The following is a 24,862-nucleotide window of genomic DNA, read 5'->3' as shown; positions in this document are numbered from 1 at the left end:
TGTATTATTTATGTTGAGAAAACTTTTTTCTTTCGATAATTTCTTTCAGTTTACTTTTTGCCCTGTTCAGTTTCACCCTCACATTCACTTCTGTAATCCCTAAATGCTGTGCAATATCCTTACCCGAAAAACCTTCAAGAAAATAGAAAATAAGGGCTTTATCAATAGAACTGAGTTCATAAATAGCTTCATACATCATTTTCATATTCTCATCATCTGTATCGTTGTAAGATTCCTGATGTATATTAATATTTTCCACAATTTGGTTTTGTATAAAACCACGTTTTTTTTCGCTTCGGAGAAATACTATTGCAGTGTTGAGAGCTGTTCTGTAGAGCCAGGTAGAAAATTCGCTTCTATTTTGAAATTCGCCGTAGGATTTCCATGCCTGATAGATGATCTCCTGATAGAGGTCATTTTGATCGTCGGGATTATCCATATACATTTTGGAGATTTTGAAGATAACCCCTTTATGCTTATTAATTTTCTCCAGAAATTCCTTTTCCAGTAAAGATATTTTTAAAAGCTGTAATGATTAGTACAGCGTTTGGTTTCTTTGTTACAATTTTTCAAAAAATTAAATATACCACAATATATTTTAATGGCTTAAATTTTGTGTACCATATATCACACCAAAAAATACATATATGCCTTATATTAAAAAACAAGACAATAAAAGTTTTGAGCTTTATTATGAAGATTTCGGATCGGGACAACCGATTATTTTAATCCATGGATGGCCGTTAAGCGGAAAATCTTGGGAACTTCAGGTACCGGTTCTCTTAGACTTAGGCTTCAGAGTAATAACCTACGACAGAAAAGGATTTGGCAAATCTACCCCTACATTAGATGGATATGATTACGATGGTCTTGCTGCCGATTTACATGAATTAGTTTCTCAGCTGGAATTAAAAAATGTAATTCTTTTAGGGTTTTCTATGGGCGGAGGCGAAGTAGTTCGATATATTACCAATTACGGTTCGCAAAATGTTGATAAAATTGCCCTCATATCTTCTATCATTCCATTAGTTAAGCAAAAAGATGATAATCCTGATGGTGTACCACAAAATGATTTGGATGAAATAATGAAAAACCTTAAAAACGACCGTGTTACCTTTTTAGAATCTTTTCATAAAAATTTTTACGGCTACGGAATGCTTTCTCAAACGGTAAGCCAAAAACAACTGGATTATGATTGGAATATTGCATCATCAGCATCACCTATTGCAACCTTAAAATGCGCAGAAAGCTGGGCAAATACAGATTTTAGACCAGAACTTGGCAATATTAATGTAAAAACACTTATTGTACATGGTGACAATGACAAGATTGTTCCTATTGAAACCTCTGCACAACAAGCAGCAAAAGGCATTTCAGATAATGATTTTATCACCATTGAAGATGCTCCTCACGGGCTAAACGTAACACACTCTAAGCAGCTTAATGAAATCTTGACTCATTTCTTAACTAAATAGTTTTTTCAATTTATAGTTTTTATTATTTTCGGCCGCAGTTTTTATAATTGCGGCTTTTTTTATAAAAAAAGACAGACCTCAAGAGATCTGTCTGAAAAAATATATCGTATTCTTTTTATTCTACATTTACTACCTTTTCAATTTCGGGAGCATGCTGTTTAATAGTATTTTCCACACCTAATTTTAATGTAGAAAAATTAAGAGAACAGCCCGAACAATTGCCTAAAAGTTTCACAAAAACAGTTTCATCTTTCACATCAATCAACTCAATATCTCCCCCATCTTTATTCAGAAAAGGACGAATACTGTCTAAAGCTTCTATAACTCGGGTTACTGTATCTTCGTGGGTGGTCTTTATTTCCATATTTGAGTTTGGTTTTCAAAAATATTTTTGAAATTATTTTAATTATTTTTTTGGTGAGCAACCTGCCATTGTTGAGATTTTCACAGCTTCAGTAGGAGGCAAAAACTTATTTCTTTCTACCAGACTTTCCACCATTTTTTTAGCAGTTTCAGTGTAAATTTCAGCAATCTTAGAACCTTCCTGTAATGCTGCAGGTCTTCCGACATCTCCCGCTTCTCTTATACTCTGAATAAGAGGAATTTCTCCTAAAACAGGAATTCCCAAATCATCTGCAAGATATTGTGCTCCCTGGTTTCCAAAGATATAATATTTATTGTCCGGTAATTCTTCCGGAGTAAAATATGCCATATTTTCTACCAATCCCAGCACCGGAATATTAATACTTTCCATCTGGAACATTGCAATACCTTTTCTAACGTCTGCCAAAGCAACATGTTGAGGTGTACTTACAATTACAGCTCCGGTAACCGGAACTTCCTGAATAATAGACAAATGAATATCTCCCGTTCCTGGAGGAAGATCAATCAATAAGAAGTCTAATTCTCCCCAAGCAGCATCTCTAATCATTTGGTTCAACGCTTTAGAAGCCATTGGACCTCTCCACACTACCGCCTGATTGGCTCCCGAAAAATATCCGATAGAAAGCATTTTCACGCCATAATTCTCAATTGGCTTCATTAAATTTCTACCATCAATCTCTACAGAAATTGGCTTTTGACCTTCTGTATCGAACATGGTAGGAACAGAGGGACCATAAATATCTGCATCTAATAAACCTACTTTGAAACCCATTTTGGCTAAAGTTACCGCAAGATTCGCAGAAACAGTAGACTTCCCTACTCCCCCTTTTCCTGATGCGATAGCAATAATATTCTGAATTCCAGGAATTTGTTTCCCTTTAATTTGACTTTGTTGAATTTCGCTTGGTTCAGGAGAAACAATTTTAAGCTTTAAATTAATTTCCTCTCCAAATTCACTAGCGAAAGCCTGTTTCATGGCAGCTTCAAGCTTTTTCTTTTCATGCATGGCAGGCGAATGTGCAGTCATATCAATATACACATCATTCCCCATTATCTGAAAATTATTTACCAAATCATCTACTTCTATTTCTTTAAGGAAACTCTGAACCTTTTCTTTATTCAACATACAAATATAAATTGAGTACAAATTTACGGAAATTTTAATTATTTAGAATCAATAAACACACCTATAGACAAAATCTTTTGTAGAACAAAATATTGTAGTATTTTAGGACGATTTTAAATTTGAACTCATGCAGAAATTTTTATTCATCCTTCTAGGGTTGCTTAGTCATAATGTATTTTCGCAAAATTATTCGCAATATGTAAATCCCTTTATTGGAACTGGTGGTCACGGTCACACTTTTCCCGGTGCTATCGTGCCTTTTGGGATGGTACAACTTTCTCCGGATACAAGAATTGACGGAAGCTGGGATGGCTGCAGTGGTTATCACTATTCCGATTCGGTAATTTACGGATTTTCTCATACACACCTTAATGGTACTGGAGTTTCCGATTATGGGGATATTATGCTTATGCCAACTATGGGAATAGCACAACTCAACCCAAAAGAATATTCATCAAAATTTTCGCATAAAAATGAAAAAGCATCTGCAGGATTTTACTCTGTTAAATTGGATAAGCACAATATAGATGTTCGCTTAACAGCAACCAAAAGAGTCGGTTATCATGAATATACATTCAACAAAGCTGGTGTTGCCAATATTATTTTAGACTTAAACCATCGTGATAAACTTTTGGAAGGCGAAGTAAGAATTATAGACGATAAAACGATTGAAGTTTTCAGAAGAAGTGAAGCTTGGGCAACCAACCAATACATTTATGCAAGAATTGAGTTTTCTAAACCCATGAAAATTGTCTCTACAATTGCAAACGGAACTCAGAGAAATAATTTTTATTCCGGTACTCAACTGGCTCTCGCTTTCTCTTCGAAAGTGAAAAAAGGTGAAAAAATATTGGTAAAAGTTGGTCTTTCACCTACAGATTATGATGGTGCAGCCAAAAACTTTCTGGCAGAAGGAAAATCAAATAATTTTAACGAAATTCAAAATCAGGCAGTTGCAGACTGGAATAAAGAACTTTCTAAAATTGAAGTAAAATCTGACGATAAAAACAAACTGGCAATTTTCTACACCGCAATGTATCATGTCTTTACGCAGCCTAACATCAATATGGATGTGGATGGAAAATACAGAGGCAGAGATAACAAATTTTACTATGCTAAAGATTTTAACTACTACTCTGTTTTCTCGCTTTGGGATACATTCCGGGCTGCACATCCTTTAATGACGCTTATCGACAGAAAAAGAACAGCAGATTTTATCAATACGTTCATTAAACAACGAGAACAGGGCGGCAGAATTCCGGTTTGGGAGCTTGCTTCCAACGAAACAGAATGTATGATCGGCTATCATGGTGTTTCTGTAATTGCAGACACAATGGCAAAAGGTATTACAGGTTTTGATTACGAAAAGGCTTATGAAGCCGCAAAAAACTCTGCAATGCTTGATATTTTTGGTTTAGACGCTTACAAGCAGAAAAACTACATCAGCATTGATGATGAGCATGAAAGTGTTTCCAAAACATTAGAATATGCGTATGATGACTGGTGTATTGCTCAAATGGCGAAAATTTTAGGTAAAAAAGAAGATTATCAATATTTTATGAAACGTTCTCAGAACTGGAAAAACCTCTACAACCCGAACAATGGTTTTATACAGGCAAGAAAGAACGGAAACTGGTATGAACCTTTTGACCCGAGAGAAGTGAATAATAATTACACAGAAGGAAATTCATGGCATTACTCTTATTTTGTTCCGCAGGATATCCCGGGATTAATTGAGGCACACGGCGGGAAAGAAAAATTCGAGCAGTTTATTGATGGTATTTTTTCGGCACCCGATAAAACTACAGGTAGAGAACAAGTTGATATTACAGGCTTAATCGGTCAATATGCACAGGGAAACGAGCCAAGCCATCACATCGCTTATCTTTACAATTATGTTGATAAGCCTGAAAAAACCAATGAAAAAATTAAATATATACTGGATAATTTCTATAAAAATTCGCCAGACGGATTAATAGGAAATGAAGATTGCGGACAGATGAGTGCATGGTATATTTTAAGCGCAATGGGAATTTATGCCGTGACACCCGGACTTCCGGAATGGCAGACTACAACGCCTTATTTTGATGAAATTAAAATACATCTGGAAGACGGAACCACCAAAACAATTACGAAAAACACCTCCCAAAATGAGCTTAAATATTTAGGATTTGAAAATGTAAAAGCTTTTAAAGATCTAAAATATCCTCAGCAAACAGCTTCTCCTATTATTGTAGCAGACAGACTTTTTGACTTTACCACTCAGGTAAAAATAACTCCTTTGAATGAAAAGGACAAAATTTACTACATAACACGGGATGAAGATGATAAAAATACTGAAAAAACGTATAAACTATATAAAGAACCATTCATCATCAGTAAAACTACTCAGGTTTCGGCATATTCAGAAAGAAATGGCGAGAAAAGCGGAATTACCACTTCAAATTTCAACAGGAGATCTAACCATTGGAACGTAACAATTAATGCAAATGTTCATCCTCAGTATACAGCAGGTGGAAAACTTGCGATTATTGACGGGATAAATGGTGATGTCAACTGGAGAAAAGGAGAATGGCAAGGTTATCAGGGACAAACATTTGAAGCGGTTATTGACTTCCTGTCTCCACAACAAATCAGCCATATTTCTTCAACTTATCTACAAGACAGCCGTGCATGGATTTTAATGCCTAAAAAAGTAGAATACAACGCTTCAATGGACGGAAAAACATTTATTCTTCTGAAAACTGTAGAAAATAATATCGATCCTAAAGATGAAAAAGTTCAGATAAAAGATTTTTCAACGGATATTTTGCCGACCGAAGCCCGATTCTTAAAAGTAAAAGCCTATCATTATGGTAAACTTCCAGAATGGCACCAAGGCGCAGGCGGTGAAGCCTATGTTTTTGTAGATGAAATTTCTGTGAAATAGAATAATTCTCAGTTTTAAATAACAAAACCTCTTTCAGTTGAAGGAGGTTTTGTTTTATGATTTTGTAAATTATTCGCCTGTTGTGAAGAAGAATTCTTTAAATTCAAACAAAATTAGCGATTACATATCTCCGCCATGACTTTCCAACTGACCTTCCCATTTTGAGACAGCAGAAGTTGCCAATGCATTCCCTAAAACGTTTGTCATACTTCTTCCCATATCACAGAAATGATCGATAGGCAATATTAGTGCAATTCCTTCCGGAGGAATCCCAAACATAGAACAAGTTGCCACAATAATTACCAAACTTGCCCTTGGAACACCAGCAATTCCTTTAGATGTAAGCATTAAAACTAAAAGCATGGTAATCTGTTGACCAATCGTCATTTCTACTCCGTAAATCTGAGCAATAAAAATAGAAGCGAAGGTCATGTACATCATGCTTCCATCAAGATTAAAAGAATATCCTAATGGTAAAATAAAAGAAACTACTCTATTATTACAACCAAATCTTTCTAGTTCTTCCACCAATTTTGGAAAAACTGCTTCGGAACTTGTTGTGGAAAATGCAATTAGTAAAGGCGATTTTATTCTTTTCAAAAGATCAAAAAGACGGTTTCCTAAGATCATGTAGCCTACCAAAAGCAAAACCAGCCACAAAATTCCTAATGCAAAGAAAAAATCTCTGAGGTAAATTGCATATACTTTAAAAATTTCAAATCCGTTGGTCGCAACTACTGCTGCAATGGCTCCTAATACGCCTAAAGGGGCAAACCACATGATGTAGCCTACCATTTTTAAAATTCCGTGTGCTACAACATCAAAAAGTTTTATTACCGGCTGTGCATAATCATCACCCAAATTTGCCAACGCAACCCCGAACATAATAGAAAACACAACAATCTGCAAAACTTCATTTGTAGCAAAAGCTTCAAACAAACTCTTTGGGATAACGTGTTTTACAAAATCTTCCAAAGAAAATCCTTTGCTGGATTTCAACAGTTCGTCGGCAGAAGTCACATCCTGAATCGGCAGTTTGGTAACGTGTCCCGGTTCCAGCCAGTTTACCAAAATCAAGCCTATGAAAAGAGAAACCAGAGAAGCAGAGATAAACCAAAGCATTGCTTTTGTTCCTACTCTGCCAATCATTTTAATATCACTCATTTTGGCAATTCCTACAACAAGTGTTGTAAATACCAATGGAGCGATAATCATTTGCACCAAACGTATAAAAATAGTCCCCAGAAGTTTGATGTTTTTAGAAAACGGCTCTGCACTTTCAGGATACTGTATATGAACCAGTCCTCCAATTCCTACTCCTATTATGAGTGCTGCAATAATTGCAATAAATAATTTGTTTTGTCCTTTCATAAAAATAATTCAAGAAACACAAATATAATGCTTTAATTATTTAAGCTTAAGATTTTATTTGAAAATAGAAAAACGCTATACATATAAAATTAAGATTCAGAAAATGAAAACCTTAACAATTTCCCTTTGGATATTTATTGAATTTTTAATCTGTTGGTATAATTTTTATTATTACATTTGGTTGTAATTAAAACATTAAAACAATCAATTATGAAAAAAACAATCGCTATTTCTGCTCTAGCTTTGGCAGTATCGTTTGGATCTATTTCGTGTAAAAAGAAAGTTTCTGATGCCGATCTTCAGACTCAGGCAACAACAGTAGTAACTTCTAATCCGGGAGTAACTGTTGAAGTAAAAGAAGGTGTTGCACATCTTGGCGGAACATTCGCTTCTCAGGAAGAGAAAGATGCTGCCATTAAAGCATTAAAAGAAATTAAAGGCGTAAAAGATGTTCATGATATGGCTAAAGTAGAGGCTGCAACTGCACCAGTACAGACTACTTCTGCTGTTGATCCTGCTATTCAGCAAAAAGTACAGGATGCTGTAAAAGATTTCCCATCTGTAAAAGTGGAAGTTGTGAACGGAGAATTAACTTTAACAGGAAATGTTTCTTCTGTACAGGCAAGAAAAATCAAAGAATCTGTTGATGCTTTAAAAATCGGAAAGTATAACAATAATTTAGTTGTAAAATAAGGAGTTATGAGTACATTACAAGATAAATATTCAAGCGTAGTTTCTGCGGCTCAGTCTGCAGGTGTTACCAATCTTCAGGTTCAGGAACAAGACGGAATTCTTTATATCTCCGGAGGTGCAGCCAATACAGCTACTAAAGATGCAGTATGGAATGCTTTAGGAGCTATTGATTCTACTTATTCTGCTACAGACATCAATATCGATGTACAAGTTACAGGTTTGGCTGCAGGAGCTAGCTTAACTGTTGCTACTGAAGAATCTAATCTGAACATCAGACAAGAGCCTTCTACAGATGCTGCTGTCGTTGGAAAAGCAGCTAAAGGAGAGACCGTAACTTTGGTAGAGCAAACTTCTGATGACTGGTGGAAAATTAAAACTGCCGATGGAGAAGAAGGTTATGCTTATTCAAGATATTTGAGAGCTTAATAATAAGACAATATTTCAGAACATAGAGCATCCTTTTTATGAAGGGTGCTTTTTTTGTGACTGCGTTTCAGAATGCCATATTTTATCAATAAATTAGCATCAAATTTTTCCAATGAAAATATACTTTTCTTTGCTATTTACTTTGTTTTTCTTTTTTGGAAAATCGCAGTCGGACAATTCGAAAGACAGCTTCGTAAAAGATAACTTTACAAAGAAAGAATTTTATATCACAATGCGGGACGGAATAAAATTGTTTACGGCAGTTTACATCCCAAAAGATATTTCAAGAAAAAATAAATATCCTTTTTTAATGCAGAGAACCTGCTACAGTATTGCTCCTTATGGTGAAAATGAATACCGAAAAAGTATAGGCCCCAATAAATACCTTATGAATGACAAATATATTTTTGTTTTTCAGGATGTAAGAGGAAGGTATATGAGTGAGGGAACTTTTACCAATATGACTCCTCAGGTAAATCATAAAACAAAAAAAGATGTAGACGAAAGTACAGACACTTATGATACTATAGAATATCTTTTAAAGAACATTAAAGACAACAATGGTAAAGTTGGGCAATATGGTACTTCTTACCCGGGTTTTTATACTGCTGTAGGAACTCTTTCTCAGCATCCGGCATTGGTAGCTTCTTCTCCACAGGCTCCTATTTCAGATTTCTGGAATGATGATTTTCTTCATAATGGAAAATTTATGCTCGGATACTTCAAAACATTTCCTGTATTTGGTGTTCAGAAAACAAAGCCGGAAACTAAAGCATGGTATACCGATTCTATGATTAAAACAACTTCTGAAGACGGATTGAAATTCTACAGAGAAATGGGTACTTTAAAAGATGGTTATGAAAAATATTATAAAAACAACTTTTTCATGACCGAAATAATGAACCATCCCAATTATGATGAATATTGGCAAAAAAGAAGTCTTTTACCTCATCTTAAAGACATTAAGCATGCCGTAATGACTGTTGGAGGCTGGTTTGATGCAGAGGATCTTTCCGGACCTTTAAACATTTATAAAACCATAGAAAAGACGAGTCCAAAGGCAAAAAACACAATCGTAATGAGTCCTTTCTCTCACGGAGGCTGGTCTAGAGAAGAAGGAAAGCATTTTCACAATCAGATATACTTCGGAGATAGCATTGCAACATATTATCAAAAAAATATTGAGCGAAAATTCTTCAACCATTATCTTAAAGGTAACAGCACGAAAGATGCCGGTTTACCTGAAGCTTTAATGTATGATACAGGTTCTAAAGAATGGCGTGAATTTTCGGTTTATCCTCCAAAAGAATCCCAAAAAATCAGATTTTATTTATCTGAAAAAACATTAAAAAACACTCCCGAAAATGGCTTTTCAGAATATTACAGCGATCCGGAAAACCCAGTTTTAAGTTCGGAAAACTTAAAAGATTTTAATGGATTTACGCCAAGAAATTATATGTCAGAAGATCAGCGGTTTGCAGTTGGAAGACCGGATGTTCTTACTTTTACGACAGATATTCTTAATGATGACCTTACTTTTGCCGGAGAAATTTTGGCGAAGCTAAATATTGCGTCTACATCAACAGATGCAGATTTTGCGGTAAAAATAATTGATGTTTATCCTGAAGATTTCAAGCCTACAGAAAAGAAAGAAGGCGTTATTTACGGAAATTACCATCAGATGGTAAGAAGTGAGATTATGCCTGCAAGATTCAGAAATTCCCGTGAAAAAGCTGAAGCTTTAGTTCCCAACCAAAAAACGGCAGTCGATTTTAGGTTGCAGGATGTGGTTCATACTTTTAAGAAAGGGCACAAAATACAGATTCAGATAAGTTCAACTTGGTTTCCTCTTTTCAGTGTCAATCCGCAAAAGTTTTTAGACAACCCAAACTCTGCCACAAAGGAAGATTACACCAAAGCTTTTATAAAAATTTTTGAAGACAGCGCCATTGAAGCAGATGTTTTAAAATAATTTTAAAAGTATATTAGTAAGAAACCCAATTCAAGAATCTTTTTTCGGCTACTTGTTTTAATAAAAATCCGAGAAAAACGCCAAATGTATTAAGGATAATATCATCAACTTCAAAAATTCCCAATCTTGTAAAATATTGCAAAGCCTCTACGATGGTTATTGCCGAAATGAAAGTAAAAATATTGCTTTTCAGATCATTTAACTTAGGAAAAATCCAACCTAAAAACCCAAAAGGCATGAACATGATGATGTTCCCAAGCACGATTCTCATACTATCCCACCAACGAATTGTATTTTTTATAAAACCCAATGTTGCAAAGATAGGCTGTACTCTTATTACATTATCGCTATACTGACTTCTCCCCATTCCTAAAAACATTAGATACAAGAGAAAAAGGGTGTACGGAATGATTAATAGTTTATAAATTTTCTTTAACATCAACTGCAAAAATATTCATTTCAAAAGTAGTAAATTTGTGTATTAAAATCTTTAGATGAAATACTTATTGCTTACGCTGATTTCTGCGATGTTGCTTTCGGTTTCCTGGCCAACTTACGGAGTTCCTTTTTTTATATTTTTCGCCTTAGTTCCTCTTTTGATGATGGAACACGGAATTTCTAAATTTTCACAATATAAAAGAAAAAGCTGGATGGTTTTCGGACTTTCTTATTTATGTTTCATTATTTGGAATATCGTAACCACAGGTTGGTTATATGGATCCAAAAATCCGGACGGAAGTCATTCTTTATTAGCGGTTTTATTTCCAGTTTTAATAAACTCACTTTTGTATTCTTTGGTTTTCCAGTGTTATCATTGGTATAAAAACGCTCAGGGAACATATTGGGGTTTGGCTTTTTTTGTGGCAATATGGATGAGTTTTGAAAAATTCCATCTGAACTGGGAGCTAACTTGGCCTTGGCTGAATTTGGGTAATGTTTTCTCAGATTATCCTAAAATTATACAATGGTACGATACTTTAGGAGCAACAGGAGGAAGCTTTTGGATATTACTAATTAATGTTTTAATTTTTTATACGGTAAGAATTTGGGAAGCCGGAAGAAAAAGAAAAAGTTTAATAATCAACAGTTTAATTATCGTTCTTCTTATAGGTTTTCCAATGATTATTTCTTTGGTAAAATACAATCAATTTAATGAGAAATCGATAGGAGAAGTTAATGTACTCATGCTGCAGCCGGATCTTAATCCTTATGGTGAAAAATACTCCAAAGACAGCATTACAATCCTAAAAGAGCTTCTAGCTTTGGCAGAAAACAACTCAAAAGGAAAGATTGATTATTATATTGCTCCCGAAACAGCCATTCCCGGACGCGGATCTATTTCTGAAACTGCCTTTGAGAAAAGTGAACTTTTAAATAATGTAAAAAGCTTTCTCACGAAACACCCCGGTTCGGTTTTCGCAACAGGAATTTCTTCGCACCGTTATTTTTTAGACAAAAATAATTTGCCAAAAGACGCTTATGCCATCAATGACAGGATGTGGGTGGAAAGCTATAATTCTGCAGTGCAAATCATTCCGAATCACAAAGTAGCAGTTTATCATAAAGGAAAACTTGTTCCCGGAGTAGAAATTTTCCCTTATATGAACGTTTTGAAACCTCTTTTAGGCGATGCAATGCTTAATTTAGGTGGTACTGTAGCTTCGTTAGGTACAGATAAAGAGCGGACTGCTTTTTCAAACCCTTTTAACAAAGGAAAATTAGCTCCCATTATCTGCTACGAAAGTATTTATGGAGAATTCACCACTGAATATGTAAAAAAAGGGGCTAATTTCCTCGCAATTATGACGAATGACTCTTGGTGGGGAGTTACGGAAGGACACAAGCAGCTTCTTTCTTACGCAAAACTAAGAGCTATAGAAACCCGAAGAGAAATTGCAAGATCGGCAAACAGCGGAATTTCTGCACACATTAATGCGAAAGGAGAAATTTTGGAAGATACATTTTATGGAGATAAAACAGCTTTGTTTGCTAAAATAAATCTTTACGATGGCGAAACATTTTATGTAAGATCGGGAGATTTTCTCTCGAGAATTTCTATGTTTTCTCTTGGTTTTCTCTTGTTCTATTTTTTAATTAAATGGTTTCAGGCTAAAACTCAGAAAAAGAAAAACTAGAATAATTTTTGGAAGAGAAATGTATATATAAATGCTCAAAACACCAACAATAAAGGCTTCACAGAAAAATATTTTGGCAAAGAAGCGTAAAAATTAAATATTTATTGCAAAAAATTATATACAAAACTTGTCTATCTAAAATTTTCTTCGTTATTTTGCAACCTCAAATATTATACAAATAAGAACATCGAGATATGTCAAGAATTTGCCAGATAACAGGAAAGCGTGCAATGGTTGGTAACAACGTTTCTCACGCTAATAACAAAACGAAGCGTCGTTTTGAAATTAACTTATTAGAGAAGAAATTTTACCTTCCAGAGCAAGATAAGCACGTAACACTAAGAGTTTCTGCTCACGGATTGAGAGTAATTAACAAGATTGGAATCGAGGAAGCTATCGAAAGAGCTACTAGAAACGGATTGATTAAAAAAAACTAAATCATGGCAAAAAAAGGAAACAGAGTTCAAGTAATTCTAGAATGCACAGAGCATAAAGAAAGCGGAATGCCAGGAATGTCTAGATACATTTCTACAAAAAATAAAAAGAACACTACAGAGAGATTGGAATTGAAAAAATACAATCCTGTTCTTAAGAAAGTAACTGTACACAAAGAAATCAAGTAATTTATAAAATATAATTTACCATGGCAAAGAAAGTAGTAGCAACCCTACAAAGCGGACAGTCTAAAAAAATGACTAAAGTGGTGAAAATGGTGAAGTCATCAAAATCTGATGCTTACGTTTTCGAAGAAAAAGTAATGAATGCAGACGAAGTTGACGGTTATTTGAAAAAATAATTCACAACTTTATTTACAATACAAAAAACTACTCATATTTTGGGTAGTTTTTTTGTTATCTTTGCTTTCTGAGCTGGAAGTCAGATGTTGGATGCTGGATGTTTACAAAATAAGACATTATGGTTTTAACATCCAACTTCCTACGCCCAGCTTCCATCATTAATTAAAATTCCATAATTCATACAATGAGTTGGTTTAAAAATATTTTCAAAAAAGAAGAAAAAGAAACTTTAGATAAAGGTCTGGAAAAATCTAATCAGGGTTTCTTTGAAAAAATGACTAAAGCCGTAGTCGGCAAAAGCAAAGTAGATGACGAGGTTCTGGATAATCTGGAAGAGATACTTATTGCTTCAGACGTTGGCGCTTCTACGACCATTAAAATCATTGAGAGAATTGAAGAACGTGTTGCAAGAGACAAATATGTCGGCGTAAACGAATTAGACCAAATTCTACGTGAAGAAATCTCCGGGCTTCTTTTGGAAAACCCTCATGCAGGAAGCGGAAACATTGATACAAGTAAAAAACCATACGTTATTATGGTTGTCGGCGTAAACGGTGTAGGAAAAACCACAACTATCGGAAAGCTGGCTCATCAGTTTAAGTCTGAAGGTAAAAAAGTAGTTTTAGGAGCCGCAGATACCTTCAGAGCCGCCGCTGTGGATCAGCTTGTAATTTGGAGTGAAAGAGTTGGCGTTCCTATTGTAAAACAGGATATGGGTTCGGATCCTGCTTCGGTTGCTTTTGACACCGTTCAAAGTGCGGTAGCACAAAATGCTGATGTTGTTATTATTGATACGGCAGGAAGACTTCATAACAAAATTAATTTAATGAATGAACTTTCTAAGATTAAAAGAGTAATGCAGAAAGTAATTCCGGACGCTCCACACGAAATCCTTTTAGTTTTGGATGGCTCAACTGGTCAAAACGCCTTTGAACAAGCAAAACAATTTACTGCAGCCACCGAAGTAAATGCTTTGGCCGTTACCAAACTAGACGGAACAGCGAAAGGCGGTGTTGTAATTGGAATTTCAGATCAGTTTCAAGTTCCTGTAAAATATATTGGAGTTGGAGAAAAAATGCAGGACCTTCAACTTTTTAATGGTACAGAGTTTGTAGATTCGTTCTTCAAGAAGAGATAATTTCTTCTTAGAATAGAATAAACCAACTTATTAACATTAAATTTTAAACTATGGGAATTTTAACATGGATAATTTTCGGACTTATCGCAGGAGCAATTGCAAAAGCTTTACACCCAGGTAAAGATCCGGGAGGATGGCTTGTAACCATCATCATTGGTATTTTAGGTGCAATGATTGGAGGATGGCTAGGATCTCTGATATTCGGTGTGGATGTAACAGGATTTAATTTTTCTAGCTTCCTTATTGCAATTGGAGGTTCTGTTTTGCTTTTAGCAATTTACAGAATGGTGACAAAAAAATAGATTAGTTTCAATCACTTATATAAAACCCGGTTTGAAATTCAAACCGGGTTTTATTTTACTTAATACTTACTTTGTAAGGCATTTCCATTTTTACTTCAGATTTCAGTTTTTCATCGGTAAGCTGTTCCAGAATTTCATAATTCGCTTTCCCTATTTTATTCTTAATCACTCTTGCAGAAATTTCATCTTCATCCATATTTCCGAAAAACTTTTCGAAAGCATTCAATGCTTTAGGATAAGAATCTACACTATAAGACTTTAAATTAGCTTTTTGAGCTGCGAATTTTACAGCATCCTGCAAGGTTCCCAATTCATCTACCAGACCAATATTCTTAGCACTTGTTCCGCTCCATACTCTACCTCCGCCGACATTATCTATCTGTTCAAAAGTTTTTTTCCTGTTTTGAGTAACAAAATATACAAATCTTTTATATGTACCTTCCACACTTTTAGTCATCATATTTACACCATAAGGAGTAAGACCTTGAAGTGATGAATAAAATGCAGAATTGGCATTTGTAGCAACAATATCTGAGCGAATACCGTTTTTATTGGCAATATCTTTAAAATATGGAAGAACTCCGAAAACACCGACAGAACCAGTAAGAGTATTAGGTTCAGAATAAATTTTATCTGCTGCCATCGCTATATAATAACCGCCGGAAGCCGCATAATCTCCAAAAGAAACAATGAGAGGTTTCTTTTTCTTCAGCTGCTGAAGTTCAAATAATATTTCGTCTGATGCATTGGCACTTCCGCCTGGAGAATTAATTCTCAGTACAACAGCTTTAATATTTTTATCATCCTGAAGTTCTTTAATATACTTAACATATTTCTCGGAATAAATCTCGTTATACTCATCTCCGTTGTTTATAGAACCCGAAGCATATAAAACTGCAATTTTTTCGCTATCAGAATCTTTATCTTTAAAAGAATCCACATATTTGTGTAAAGATATTTTATTGAGTTTATCTTTTTCTGAAAGGTTAAGTTTTTTTCTGATAATATCATCATATTCCGTCTTCTGAATAAGCTTATCTGCCAGTTTATATTTCAAGGTTAAATCTGGGATCATACCATACAAACTATCTACTGCTGTTTTAAAATCCTCCGAGCTCATTTTTCTTGAAGCCGCAATTTTCGATGAAGTATTTGCCCAAATATCATTAAGTAAAGTGCTTAACTGCTCTTTATTTTCGGGAGAAATTTCATTTCTGAGGAATGGCTCTACCGCTGCTTTATATTTCCCATGACGGATAACTTCGATTCCGATTCCGTATTTTTCAGCAAAATTTTTAAAGAAAGTAACTTCGGTAGCAAGACCTTTAAGCTCAATACCTCCCGAAGGATTCAAATAATATTGATCGGCAACTGAACCCAAATAATACGATGCCTGAGAAACTCCGTTCCCATAAGCATATACAAACTTCCCACTCTTTTTAAAATCCTCTATTGCTGAACGTAAGTCATCAATATGGGTAATTCCTGCATTCAGATGATCTACCTCAATACTAATTCCTTTAATATTATCATCAGATTTTGCCTTATGAATAGCCTCTATTGCATCGTAAATAAGAATGTTTGTGTTTTTATTTTTAATATTGAAGATATCCTGTTTTTCTTCGGTAGGACTATCTATAATATCCGTTTTAAGATTAATGGTTAATACAGAATTTTTCTTCACGCTTACAGATTCGCTGCTACTCATAGATCCGAAAGCAATCATTATGATAAAAAAGAAGAAAAATACGAAGCATAGTATGACAATAGCCACTATATTTGCTAATACATTTTTAAAGAAACCCTTCATAAACAATCATTTTTCAATATGTCGCAACATACAGTGGTTTTGTTACTCGGAAGTAATATTGGGGATACAAAATATAATATAGATAAAGCCCTTGAAGCATTAGAACAGAAATGTACTATTTTAAGAAAAAGTGAATATCTATTATCAGAGCCCGTAGAGTTTGCCAGTTCTAATATTTTTTGTAATATTGCAACGATAATACAGACTCACTTATCACCTGTTCAACTGCTTGATTATGTGAAAAGAATTGAAGTTACCATGGGTAGAATAAATGACTCAACAATTTCAAAAGTTTACACTGACAGGATTATTGACATTGATATAGTGAAGTTTAATGAATTGAAATTCTCATCAGAAAGATTAACAATCCCTCACACGAGACATCTTAATGAACGAGAATTTTCTAAAATTCTATTAAAAGATATTATTTAAAAACAACAAATAAAACATATTGTATGAAATTAGGTTTATTATTATTGGCCGCTCTACCTATTGCAACATATGCACAGGACAGTATCGCCGTAAATTCTACTAATGAGTTCCCTAATACCTTTTCTTCAGGATCTGCAGATATTAAAAGATTTGATAATAAGGCAAGAAAATTTAATGACTGGGCTATTTCTGTAGGTGGTGGAGGTGCCTTTATGACTAATGCGGATCTTACATCCTTTTATGATAGGAAGATCAACTGGGGATATAACACTTATGTAAGTATTGACAAACAAATTTCTCATACTTTCGGAGTTAGCATAGTATATCAAAGAGGAGAAACCAACCAAAAAGGAATGCAGGATGGTCTTCGTGGGCAATTGGCAGGTGTTGGTGTTGCCAAAACTAAATACAACCAAATAGCTGTAATGGGAGACTTAAATCTTTCAAATCTTTTAAGAAGAGTAGACAATCATTCTCCTTACAGATGGGCACTTCATGCTTATGGAGGATTAGGATTTCAAAATTTTAATACTTCGTTACATGATAATGATGAATTCAGATGGAGTACTAACCCTAGAAGAGTTCCTTTATTCATTGATCAAAAGCTAGATATCAATTCACTTTATTATCAATTCGGAACCGGACTGAAATTTAAAGTTTCTCAACTTATTGACATAGAAGCGAGAGCAATGTATATTATAAGCGGTGACGATGAATTTGATGGCGGCGGATATGCAGGTCCTCATGATTACGATCCAAAAAGTTCCAATTCTAAATATAACATGATTAACGATAAAAGATCCGATAACATGTTAACAGTAAATTTAGGAGTATCTTTTAAATTAGGAAAACATATTTCTCACCTTGCTTGGCACGATCCTTTACAAGAAGTTTATTATAAAACAAACGTTTTAGAAAACAAAACACAGGAGTTTGTTGTTTGCGAATCAGGTGATAAAGACAATGATGGTGTTTGTGATGATTGGGACAGACAGCTCGATACTCCTGCAGGAGCAAGAGTAGATGGTGCAGGTGTTGCTCTGGATATGGATCTTGACGGCGTTATAGATCTTTACGACAAATGTGTAACAGTTCCTGGTTCTCCAGAAAATAATGGATGTCCTATTAAATAATACATCACCCTAAAACCAATTAATATAACTAAATAAAATACACTATGAAATTAAGTTTAGCAATAGTTGCATTAGCATTAGCTGTTCCTACAGTAGGCTTTGCACAAGACTTAAAAGATACAACATCTTCCGATCAATATCCTAATACATTTTCTTCAGGTTCTGCAAATGTTTCACCATTTACGCAAAAATCTAAAAGATTCAACGATTGGTCGATCTCTGCTGGTGTGGGAGTACCATTGATGCAATCTGCAGATTTAACGTCTATTAAAAATGGTAACGGAAAAAACTTATTCGGATATTCTGCTTATGTAAGTATTGATAAGGCAATTACTCATGCTTTCGGCATCAATTTACAATATGACAGAGGAGAAACAAGACAAGGTTGGTTTAATACAAAAGATGCTGCTCCTGCAGATTTAAGCTTAGTTGGAGCAAGAACACAATATGATGCAATATCTTTATTGGGAGATATTAACTTATCAAATCTTTTAAGAAGGGTTGATAATAAGTCGACTAACAGATGGGCAATTCACGGTTATGCAGGTGTAGGAACTTTAGCTTACAGAGCTTATCAGAAAGATGCTAATGGACAAAGATTGATGACCGAAGTAAAACCTTTTAAATTTGGATCTCTGTTTGCTCAGGCAGGTGCAGGTCTTAAATTTAAAGTTAACAGAAGAATTGATCTGGAAACTAGATTAATGTACGTTTATACGGGTGATGATGAATTTGATGGTGGAGGTGCACAGTATAGCGCAATTAATCAGCGTGAAGAACAAGTTTCTGATAATTTCTTCAATGCAACAGTTGGGATGTCTTTAAAATTGGGAAAACACGAATCTCATTTAATGTGGCATGATCCTCTTCAAGAATTATATTACAAAATTGATGTGTTAGCTAATAAAAATCAGGATATCGAAGTTTGTAAAAAAGGAGATGCTGATAACGACGGAGTTTGCGATGATTGGGACAGACAACTTGACACTCCTGCTGGTGCAAGAGTAGATGGTGCAGGGGTTGCTCTGGATACAGATTTAGATGGTGTAATAGACCTTTACGACAAATGTGTAACAGTTCCAGGACCGGTAGAAAACCAAGGATGTCCACTTACTCCTACTGCACCACCTGCTACAGGACCAGTTGTTGTTAATGAAATGAATCTTGAAGGAATTGAATTTGATTTGAATTCTGACAGAATTTTACCAAACAATACTCCTATTCTTAATAATGCTGTAAGCTATATTAATTCTTCTAACGGTTCTTATACAGTTATCGGTGCAACAGATACAAGAGCATCTGAAGAGTACAACCAGAAACTTTCTGAAAGAAGAGCGAACAGTGTTAAAAATTACTTAATCAGCAACGGAGTAAATGCATCCAAATTAAATGCTGTAGGTAGAGGTAAAAAAGACCTAAAATACCCAGAATGTGATCCAGCAACTAAATGCCCTGAATGGAAAAACAGAGCAAATAGAAGGGTTTATTTCGAAGCTAAATAATTTTAAAATTATTTTATTCATATAAAAAGTCACGTAATGCGTGGCTTTTTTTGTTTAAATACTTTTCTTACATTTACCTTATGATTTTTTCTCAGGATTTTAATGAACTAAAAAATAAAACCCTAAAACACTTTTGGGGTTACGATTATTTTCGTGAAAGTCAGGAACAAATTATAGATTCAATCATTCAGAGAAAAGACACTTTAGTCTTATTGCCAACCGGAGCGGGAAAATCTCTCTGCTATCAATTACCTGCACTTTTACAGCAGGGAACCTGCCTAATTATCTCGCCCTTACTTGCGTTAATGAAAGATCAGGTAAACCAGTTAAAATTTAGAGGAATTGAAGCTGAATATCTTAGCTCAGAATTGGACGAATTTGATGCTGAAGTAATCTATAACCGATGCAAAGACGGACTAACTAAACTACTGTACATTTCTCCGGAAAGAATTACCAATAAACAGTTTTTACAAAATATTGCAGAAATAGAACTTTCATTTATTGCAGTAGATGAAGCACATTGTATTTCAGAATGGGGGCAAGATTTCAGACCAAGCTATCAAAACATCAAAGATTTCAGAAAAAATAATCCTGAAATTCCTTGTTTAGCCTTAACGGCAACGGCAACGGCAAAAGTTTTGGAAGAGATAAAAAATAAACTGGATCTCCAAAAACCTGTTGTTTTCCAGAAAAGCTTTAGAAGAGATAACATTAAAATTTTCTCTGAAGAAATATCAGACAAATACCTCAAAGTTTTCCATATTCTGCAGTACGCCAAAGAATCCGGAATTATATACGTGAGAACGAGAAAAGAAGCAGAATTGCTTACAGAATATCTTCATCGGAATAAGATGCAGAATGTAGATTTCTATCATGCCGGTCTTACAACAAAAGAAAAACACGAAAAACAAAATTTCTGGAACAATAGCGATAAAAATATTTTAATTTCCACCAATGCATTCGGAATGGGGATTGATAAAGATAATGTCCGCTTTGTCATTCATTTTTCGCCCTCACAATCTATAGAGAACTACTATCAGGAAATTGGACGAGCAGGAAGAGACGGAAAAAAAAGTTTTGCTTTTATGCTTTGGAATAAGCAGGAAATAAGCAATTTCGATCAGATTTTAAAAAATCAGATTCCCAACAAAGCAGAATTTTTAAAAATTATAAGCTATTTATATTCTAAATTTCAAGTTGCTGAATTTGAACTTCCGGAGAAGGTATTTCAGCTCAACACTTCAGGAATACAGAATTTTACAAAACTTTCTACAGCAAAAATTAAAAATGTTTTGAATTTTCTTCATACACAGGAAATTATTTTTTACAATAACAACAAAAGTCTTTCCTCTGTAGAACTTCTGATGAATGCAGAGGAAATAGATCAGCTCCCTGCAAAAGATGCTTATTTTATAGAATTACTTTTGCGCTCCATTTCTGGCATTACAACCCATAAAGTGATGTTCAGCGAACAGAATGTGAGCAATAAAATTGGAGTAAGCGTCCCTTTGCTCAAAGAAAGATTAAAGGAAATGCAGCAGAAAAACTATCTTGAATATATTGATGGGGCATTGGCAAGCGTAAAATTTCTAAAACCGAGGGACGAAAGAGCCAATAGCGGAATTTACTGGAAACTTTTTGAACACATCCAAAAAAATAAGATACAAAAATGGGAAGAGATGAAATTTTTTGTAGAAGACAGCCAATATTGCAAAATGAAGCTTATTTTATCTTATTTTGGAGAAAAAAACACAAAAAACTGCGGACAATGTACTGTTTGTGAGAAAAATAAACGAACGCTATTCGGTAAAGATATTTCTGACGATATTGTAAAAGTTTTAAGTAAAAAAGCATCGACTATTGAAGAAATTTCTGTTCAGCTTCAATTTCAGGCAAAAGAAAAAATATTAGAACACCTTATTTATCTTTTAGATTCTGGAAAAGTAAAAATGCTGAATTTCAGAACTTATTCTTTAACTTAATTTATTTATCAACGATTCGCAGAAATTCGCATCATAGAATTTCCCACTGTAAATCAAGATTTTTATCTTTGCAGCATGAAATCACTGAAAGTTGTATTTTTAGGAACTCCAGAGTTTGCGAAAAATTCATTAAAAGCCATTCATCAATCTCATCATAAAGTGGTGGGTGTAGTAACCGTAGCAGATAAAGCAAGCGGAAGAGGGCAGAAAATCAATCAGTCTCCCGTGAAAATTTTTGCAGTAGAAAATGATATTCCGGTTTTTCAGCCAGAAAAACTTCGAAATCCTGAATTTCTTGATGAGCTTCGTAACTTAAATGCAGATGTATTTGTGGTTGTAGCATTCCGAATGATGCCTAAAGTTTTGTTTGAAATGCCTAAAATGGGAACTTTTAATCTTCATGCCTCTTTACTTCCCGATTACAGAGGTGCTGCTCCTATTAATTATGCCGTTATTAATGGCGAGAAAAAAACAGGTGTTACAACATTTTTCATTAATGAAAGAATAGATGAAGGTAATATTCTACTTCAGGAAGAGCTGGAGATTTTACCTGATGAAAATGCCGGAAGTCTGCACGACAGACTGATGTCTGTGGGAGCCGATCTTGTAGTAAAAACATTAGACGGGTTGGCAGAAAATTCTATTGAAGAAAAACCTCAGCCCCAAGTTGAATTTCCTAAAAATGCCTTTAAAATTTTTAAAGATGATACAAAAATAGACTGGAAAAAAAATTCTAAAGAAATTCACCAGTTTATTTTGGGAATGTCTCCCTACCCTGCCGCTTTTACAACCATACATATTGCTGAAGAAGAAAAAGGTTTAAAAATTTTCGGAGGAAAATATGAAATTTTAAATCATAGTAAAAATGCAGGAAGCCTTGAAATTTCTAAGAATGAATTCAGAATTTATACAAACGACGGTATTTATTATCCTTTAGAATTGCAGCTTGAAGGTAAAAAAAGAATGAATGTTAAAGATTTCCTGAACGGCTTCAGAAATTATGACGAAATAAAAATGGCTTGATTCTCTCAAGCCATTTATTGTATTATTTCCTGTATAAAAGATTATTTCATTAAAATTTTCCAGGCTTCTTCAACATTATTTTGAATAAGAAACTGCTGTGCAGAATGGTGTATATTTTCATCTTCATGAAATTCTCCAAATGGAAGTTCTTCCACATTTGCAAGCATTCCCAAATCATTACCTGTAAAAACTTTACTGTATTTTACAGAATTAGGAAGCAAATCGAATCCTATTCCTTTCGTAACCAAAGGTTTGGGAACTTCAAAAAGATTAGCTTTATTGTTTCTTGAATACCAGTTTCCTCCCAATCTTGCAACCATATCTAATTTTGCCTGATTGAGATTACCATTTTCATCCAAATATTCTTCTCTAATATGGATTTTAACAACTTCGCAAATCACCAAATTACCGGCTCCGCCTGAGTTTCCCAAAGATTTAACTTCTAAAACCTTACATTCAAAATTTACTGGAGATTCTTTAATTAGTTTGGGCTTCACCAAATCTGCATCTTTCATGGTAAGTCCAGATTTAATAAACTCATTAACACCATCACCATACTCTGTAGACGCCAATGAAATCTGCTGAACAATAGGAAAATTTACCGTCCCAATAACTACTTCCGAAGTTTCCAGCACATTTTCTAAAGTATGTTTTGTCGTATTATCTCGAACTCTTCTGGAAGGTGAAAAAATTAAAACCGGAGGAACAGTACTAAACATATTAAAAAAACTGAACGGAGACAGATTAGGATTTCCTTCCTTGTCTATGGTAGAAGCCAAAGCAATAGGACGCGGAGAAACTGCTGTCTGCATAACAGTCTGTAATTGTACGGGAGTAATTTCGGATGGAATAATAGTTTTCATGCTGATATTAATTCTATCATTAATCAATTTTAAAAAAAATATTTTTTAGAATTATAATAATCCTAAGATGGTATTACCTTTATTTAGTAGGAATAATTTTTCCTGAAACTTCTCCGAAACCAACTCTCACTCCGTCTTTTTCTGCCCAAGCTTTCATGGTTACCGTATCATTATCATTAATAAATTTTCTTTCTTCCCCATTTGTTAACTGGATAGGATTTTGCCCTCTCCAGGTTAATTCCAGCATAGAACCGAAAGATTTTGGATCGCTTCCAGAAATAGTTCCGCTAGCATACATATCTCCAACCTCAAGATTACAGCCATTTACGGTATGATGAGCCAATTGCTGAGTCATATTCCAGTACATGAATTTATAATTGCTTTCAGAAATTAAATTATGTTCACCATTTTCAGGTTGCAGATACACTTCAAGATTAATATCATAATTTTTATCTCCTTCAAATTTTAAATAATCTAAAACTTCCGGATCTTGGGTAGGCGAAGCTGTTCTGAATGGTTCTAAAGCCTCCAGAGTTACCACCCAAGGAGAAACAGACGAACCGAAATTTTTCGCTAAAAATGGTCCTAGCGGAACATATTCCCAAGATTGAATATCTCTTGCAGACCAATCGTTGAAAATAACCATTCCGAAAATGGCATCTTCTGCCTCTTTAGTAGAGATACTTTCGCCCATTTCTGTATTTTTATTGATGATGAATGCCATTTCCAACTCAAAATCCAGCTGTTTACACGCTCCAAATACTGGCTTATCTGCATCTGCAGGTTTCATCTGACCTTTAGGTCGGTTTATTTCACTCCCTGAAACTACTATTGAAGATGCCCTACCATGATAGCCTACAGGAAGATGTTTCCAGTTGGGAAGCAAAGCATTTGCAGGATCTCTGAACATTTTCCCGACATTGGTAGCGTGTTCTATACTGCTGTAAAAATCTGTGTAATTCGGAATATGAACAGGCATCATCATTTTTACCTCATCGAGGTTATAGAAAGCTTCTTCAATTGTTTTTTCGTCTTTAGAAAGTGTAGAGCCTTCGCACAGTAATTCCTGTAATTTAAGGCGAACCAAATTAGTAACCGGTTTACCTAATTCAATAAATTCGTTAAGAGTATAGGCTTCGAAAATATTATCGTCTAAGCTATCTATTTCTTCAAAATATCCCAAGTCGTACAATGTTGCAAGGTCGATTACCTGATCGCCGATTCTGGTACAGCATGCAATAAATTCTTTGTTGAAAACGGCAACACCGAATGGGATATTATGGATAGAGAAGTCTGATTCTGATGAATATTCTACAAATGATTTCATAATTCTTAAAGTTTTAGATTCTTAAAAACAGAATCTGTTTTT

General features: G+C 34.6%; 24 protein-coding genes. 16 read left to right on the top strand and 8 right to left on the bottom strand.

All coding sequences use genetic code 11. The features are described from left to right. Window positions 1-4: 4 nt before the first annotated feature. Window positions 5-517, bottom strand: coding sequence for an RNA polymerase sigma factor (locus IV513_RS02295; RefSeq protein ID WP_209388934.1), 513 nt, complete (start codon window positions 515-517; stop codon window positions 5-7). A gap of 130 nt (window positions 518-647) precedes the next feature. Here IV513_RS02295 and IV513_RS02290 point away from each other — a divergent pair, with 130 nt between their 5' ends. Continuing rightward, window positions 648-1,475, top strand: coding sequence for an alpha/beta fold hydrolase (locus IV513_RS02290; RefSeq protein WP_209388900.1), 828 nt, complete (start codon window positions 648-650; stop codon window positions 1,473-1,475). Between the two features lie 115 nt (window positions 1,476-1,590). Here IV513_RS02290 and IV513_RS02285 read toward each other — a convergent pair whose 3' ends face one another. Both IV513_RS02285 and IV513_RS02280 read right to left on the bottom strand, forming a co-directional pair. Continuing rightward, the gene (locus IV513_RS02285) at window positions 1,591-1,839 is read right to left on the bottom strand and encodes a NifU family protein (protein WP_209388899.1); all 249 of its coding nucleotides are present in this window, start codon (window positions 1,837-1,839) and stop codon (window positions 1,591-1,593) included. Between the two features lie 42 nt (window positions 1,840-1,881). Then, window positions 1,882-2,985: an Mrp/NBP35 family ATP-binding protein gene (locus IV513_RS02280; RefSeq protein ID WP_209388898.1), complete on the bottom strand. Its 1,104-nt coding sequence runs from the start codon at window positions 2,983-2,985 to the stop codon at window positions 1,882-1,884. Window positions 2,986-3,112: 127 nt separating this feature from the next. Here IV513_RS02280 and IV513_RS02275 point away from each other — a divergent pair, with 127 nt between their 5' ends. Further along, window positions 3,113-5,914 (top strand): GH92 family glycosyl hydrolase, encoded by a 2,802-nt coding sequence (locus IV513_RS02275; RefSeq protein ID WP_209388897.1) that lies wholly within the window; start codon window positions 3,113-3,115, stop codon window positions 5,912-5,914. Window positions 5,915-6,034: 120 nt separating this feature from the next. Here IV513_RS02275 and IV513_RS02270 read toward each other — a convergent pair whose 3' ends face one another. Continuing rightward, entirely contained in the window at window positions 6,035-7,285 is a 1,251-nt protein-coding gene (locus IV513_RS02270; protein ID WP_209388896.1) for a dicarboxylate/amino acid:cation symporter, read from the bottom strand. Window positions 7,286-7,495: 210 nt separating this feature from the next. Here IV513_RS02270 and IV513_RS02265 point away from each other — a divergent pair, with 210 nt between their 5' ends. The 3 genes from IV513_RS02265 (at window position 7,496) to IV513_RS02255 (ending at window position 10,376) form a co-directional block, all read left to right on the top strand. Next, complete coding sequence (locus tag IV513_RS02265) at window positions 7,496-7,978, top strand: BON domain-containing protein (RefSeq protein WP_209388895.1); 483 nt, start codon at window positions 7,496-7,498, stop codon at window positions 7,976-7,978. A gap of 6 nt (window positions 7,979-7,984) precedes the next feature. Beyond that, a complete protein-coding gene (locus IV513_RS02260; RefSeq protein WP_209388894.1) occupies window positions 7,985-8,404 on the top strand; it encodes an SH3 domain-containing protein in 420 nt (139 codons plus the stop codon). A gap of 112 nt (window positions 8,405-8,516) precedes the next feature. After that, window positions 8,517-10,376 (top strand): CocE/NonD family hydrolase, encoded by a 1,860-nt coding sequence (locus IV513_RS02255; RefSeq protein ID WP_209388893.1) that lies wholly within the window; start codon window positions 8,517-8,519, stop codon window positions 10,374-10,376. 13 nt (window positions 10,377-10,389) lie between these two features. Here the strand turns inward: IV513_RS02255 and IV513_RS02250 are convergent, their stop codons facing one another. Beyond that, complete coding sequence (locus IV513_RS02250) at window positions 10,390-10,815, bottom strand: VanZ family protein (protein WP_209388892.1); 426 nt, start codon at window positions 10,813-10,815, stop codon at window positions 10,390-10,392. Window positions 10,816-10,870: 55 nt separating this feature from the next. Between IV513_RS02250 and lnt the strand changes: the two genes are divergently transcribed. The 6 genes from lnt (at window position 10,871) to IV513_RS02220 (ending at window position 14,748) form a co-directional block, all read left to right on the top strand. Continuing rightward, window positions 10,871-12,511 (top strand): apolipoprotein N-acyltransferase, encoded by a 1,641-nt coding sequence (gene lnt / locus IV513_RS02245; protein ID WP_209388891.1) that lies wholly within the window; start codon window positions 10,871-10,873, stop codon window positions 12,509-12,511. Window positions 12,512-12,705: 194 nt separating this feature from the next. Continuing rightward, on the top strand, window positions 12,706-12,948 hold the full coding sequence (gene rpmB, locus IV513_RS02240; protein WP_209388890.1) for a 50S ribosomal protein L28: 243 nt from the start codon (window positions 12,706-12,708) through the stop codon (window positions 12,946-12,948). A gap of 3 nt (window positions 12,949-12,951) precedes the next feature. Next, on the top strand, window positions 12,952-13,134 hold the full coding sequence (rpmG, locus tag IV513_RS02235; RefSeq protein WP_027379950.1) for a 50S ribosomal protein L33: 183 nt from the start codon (window positions 12,952-12,954) through the stop codon (window positions 13,132-13,134). Between the two features lie 20 nt (window positions 13,135-13,154). Then, window positions 13,155-13,307, top strand: a complete 153-nt coding sequence (locus IV513_RS02230) for a DUF4295 family protein (RefSeq protein ID WP_209388889.1) — start codon at window positions 13,155-13,157, stop codon at window positions 13,305-13,307. A gap of 185 nt (window positions 13,308-13,492) precedes the next feature. Beyond that, window positions 13,493-14,446 carry a signal recognition particle-docking protein FtsY gene (gene ftsY, locus IV513_RS02225; protein WP_209388888.1) on the top strand — a complete coding sequence of 318 codons (954 nt, stop codon included), beginning with the start codon at window positions 13,493-13,495 and terminating at the stop codon, window positions 14,444-14,446. A gap of 50 nt (window positions 14,447-14,496) precedes the next feature. After that, complete coding sequence (locus IV513_RS02220) at window positions 14,497-14,748, top strand: GlsB/YeaQ/YmgE family stress response membrane protein (RefSeq protein ID WP_209388887.1); 252 nt, start codon at window positions 14,497-14,499, stop codon at window positions 14,746-14,748. Between the two features lie 55 nt (window positions 14,749-14,803). Here IV513_RS02220 and sppA read toward each other — a convergent pair whose 3' ends face one another. Beyond that, complete coding sequence (gene sppA, locus IV513_RS02215) at window positions 14,804-16,558, bottom strand: signal peptide peptidase SppA (protein WP_209388886.1); 1,755 nt, start codon at window positions 16,556-16,558, stop codon at window positions 14,804-14,806. An 18-nt stretch (window positions 16,559-16,576) separates the two neighbouring features. On the opposite strand from sppA, the gene folK reads away from it, so the two are divergent. The 5 genes from folK (at window position 16,577) to fmt (ending at window position 22,630) form a co-directional block, all read left to right on the top strand. Next, the gene (gene folK / locus IV513_RS02210) at window positions 16,577-16,990 is read left to right on the top strand and encodes a 2-amino-4-hydroxy-6-hydroxymethyldihydropteridine diphosphokinase (RefSeq protein WP_209388885.1); all 414 of its coding nucleotides are present in this window, start codon (window positions 16,577-16,579) and stop codon (window positions 16,988-16,990) included. A gap of 23 nt (window positions 16,991-17,013) precedes the next feature. Then, window positions 17,014-18,123 (top strand): OmpA family protein, encoded by a 1,110-nt coding sequence (locus IV513_RS02205; RefSeq protein ID WP_209388884.1) that lies wholly within the window; start codon window positions 17,014-17,016, stop codon window positions 18,121-18,123. Between the two features lie 44 nt (window positions 18,124-18,167). Beyond that, window positions 18,168-19,625 carry an OmpA family protein gene (locus IV513_RS02200; protein ID WP_209388883.1) on the top strand — a complete coding sequence of 486 codons (1,458 nt, stop codon included), beginning with the start codon at window positions 18,168-18,170 and terminating at the stop codon, window positions 19,623-19,625. Between the two features lie 80 nt (window positions 19,626-19,705). After that, on the top strand, window positions 19,706-21,607 hold the full coding sequence (locus IV513_RS02195; RefSeq protein ID WP_209388882.1) for an ATP-dependent DNA helicase RecQ: 1,902 nt from the start codon (window positions 19,706-19,708) through the stop codon (window positions 21,605-21,607). A 75-nt stretch (window positions 21,608-21,682) separates the two neighbouring features. Continuing rightward, window positions 21,683-22,630 (top strand): methionyl-tRNA formyltransferase, encoded by a 948-nt coding sequence (gene fmt, locus IV513_RS02190; protein WP_209388881.1) that lies wholly within the window; start codon window positions 21,683-21,685, stop codon window positions 22,628-22,630. Window positions 22,631-22,671: 41 nt separating this feature from the next. Here the strand turns inward: fmt and IV513_RS02185 are convergent, their stop codons facing one another. Continuing rightward, window positions 22,672-23,493, bottom strand: a complete 822-nt coding sequence (locus tag IV513_RS02185) for a flavin reductase family protein (protein WP_209388880.1) — start codon at window positions 23,491-23,493, stop codon at window positions 22,672-22,674. A gap of 79 nt (window positions 23,494-23,572) precedes the next feature. After that, window positions 23,573-24,820, bottom strand: a complete 1,248-nt coding sequence (fahA, locus tag IV513_RS02180) for a fumarylacetoacetase (RefSeq protein ID WP_209388879.1) — start codon at window positions 24,818-24,820, stop codon at window positions 23,573-23,575. Between the last annotated feature and the right edge of the window lie 42 nt (window positions 24,821-24,862).

It is taken from the genome of Chryseobacterium sp. RR2-3-20, from assembly GCF_017808115.1.
In the GTDB taxonomy this organism is placed as follows: Bacteria; Bacteroidota; Bacteroidia; order Flavobacteriales; family Weeksellaceae; genus Chryseobacterium; species Chryseobacterium oryzae.
The sequence above is the reverse complement of the archived record's forward strand: the minus strand, read 5'-3'. Positions and strand labels throughout refer to the sequence as shown.

Coding starts and splice junctions, on each gene's coding strand:
- IV513_RS02205 (WP_209388884.1), top strand. CDS start 17,014: ATGAAATTAGGTTTATTATTATTGGCCGCTCTACCTATTGCAACATAT.
- IV513_RS02220 (WP_209388887.1), top strand. CDS start 14,497: ATGGGAATTTTAACATGGATAATTTTCGGACTTATCGCAGGAGCAATT.
- IV513_RS02275 (WP_209388897.1), top strand. CDS start 3,113: ATGCAGAAATTTTTATTCATCCTTCTAGGGTTGCTTAGTCATAATGTA.
- IV513_RS02270 (WP_209388896.1), bottom strand. CDS start 7,285: ATGAAAGGACAAAACAAATTATTTATTGCAATTATTGCAGCACTCATA.
- fahA (WP_209388879.1), bottom strand. CDS start 24,820: ATGAAATCATTTGTAGAATATTCATCAGAATCAGACTTCTCTATCCAT.
- rpmG (WP_027379950.1), top strand. CDS start 12,952: ATGGCAAAAAAAGGAAACAGAGTTCAAGTAATTCTAGAATGCACAGAG.
- IV513_RS02195 (WP_209388882.1), top strand. CDS start 19,706: ATGATTTTTTCTCAGGATTTTAATGAACTAAAAAATAAAACCCTAAAA.
- IV513_RS02290 (WP_209388900.1), top strand. CDS start 648: ATGCCTTATATTAAAAAACAAGACAATAAAAGTTTTGAGCTTTATTAT.
- fmt (WP_209388881.1), top strand. CDS start 21,683: ATGAAATCACTGAAAGTTGTATTTTTAGGAACTCCAGAGTTTGCGAAA.
- IV513_RS02230 (WP_209388889.1), top strand. CDS start 13,155: ATGGCAAAGAAAGTAGTAGCAACCCTACAAAGCGGACAGTCTAAAAAA.
- folK (WP_209388885.1), top strand. CDS start 16,577: ATGTCGCAACATACAGTGGTTTTGTTACTCGGAAGTAATATTGGGGAT.
- IV513_RS02200 (WP_209388883.1), top strand. CDS start 18,168: ATGAAATTAAGTTTAGCAATAGTTGCATTAGCATTAGCTGTTCCTACA.
- IV513_RS02185 (WP_209388880.1), bottom strand. CDS start 23,493: ATGAAAACTATTATTCCATCCGAAATTACTCCCGTACAATTACAGACT.
- IV513_RS02265 (WP_209388895.1), top strand. CDS start 7,496: ATGAAAAAAACAATCGCTATTTCTGCTCTAGCTTTGGCAGTATCGTTT.
- lnt (WP_209388891.1), top strand. CDS start 10,871: ATGAAATACTTATTGCTTACGCTGATTTCTGCGATGTTGCTTTCGGTT.
- IV513_RS02280 (WP_209388898.1), bottom strand. CDS start 2,985: ATGTTGAATAAAGAAAAGGTTCAGAGTTTCCTTAAAGAAATAGAAGTA.
- ftsY (WP_209388888.1), top strand. CDS start 13,493: ATGAGTTGGTTTAAAAATATTTTCAAAAAAGAAGAAAAAGAAACTTTA.
- IV513_RS02260 (WP_209388894.1), top strand. CDS start 7,985: ATGAGTACATTACAAGATAAATATTCAAGCGTAGTTTCTGCGGCTCAG.
- rpmB (WP_209388890.1), top strand. CDS start 12,706: ATGTCAAGAATTTGCCAGATAACAGGAAAGCGTGCAATGGTTGGTAAC.
- IV513_RS02255 (WP_209388893.1), top strand. CDS start 8,517: ATGAAAATATACTTTTCTTTGCTATTTACTTTGTTTTTCTTTTTTGGA.
- IV513_RS02285 (WP_209388899.1), bottom strand. CDS start 1,839: ATGGAAATAAAGACCACCCACGAAGATACAGTAACCCGAGTTATAGAA.
- sppA (WP_209388886.1), bottom strand. CDS start 16,558: ATGAAGGGTTTCTTTAAAAATGTATTAGCAAATATAGTGGCTATTGTC.
- IV513_RS02250 (WP_209388892.1), bottom strand. CDS start 10,815: ATGTTAAAGAAAATTTATAAACTATTAATCATTCCGTACACCCTTTTT.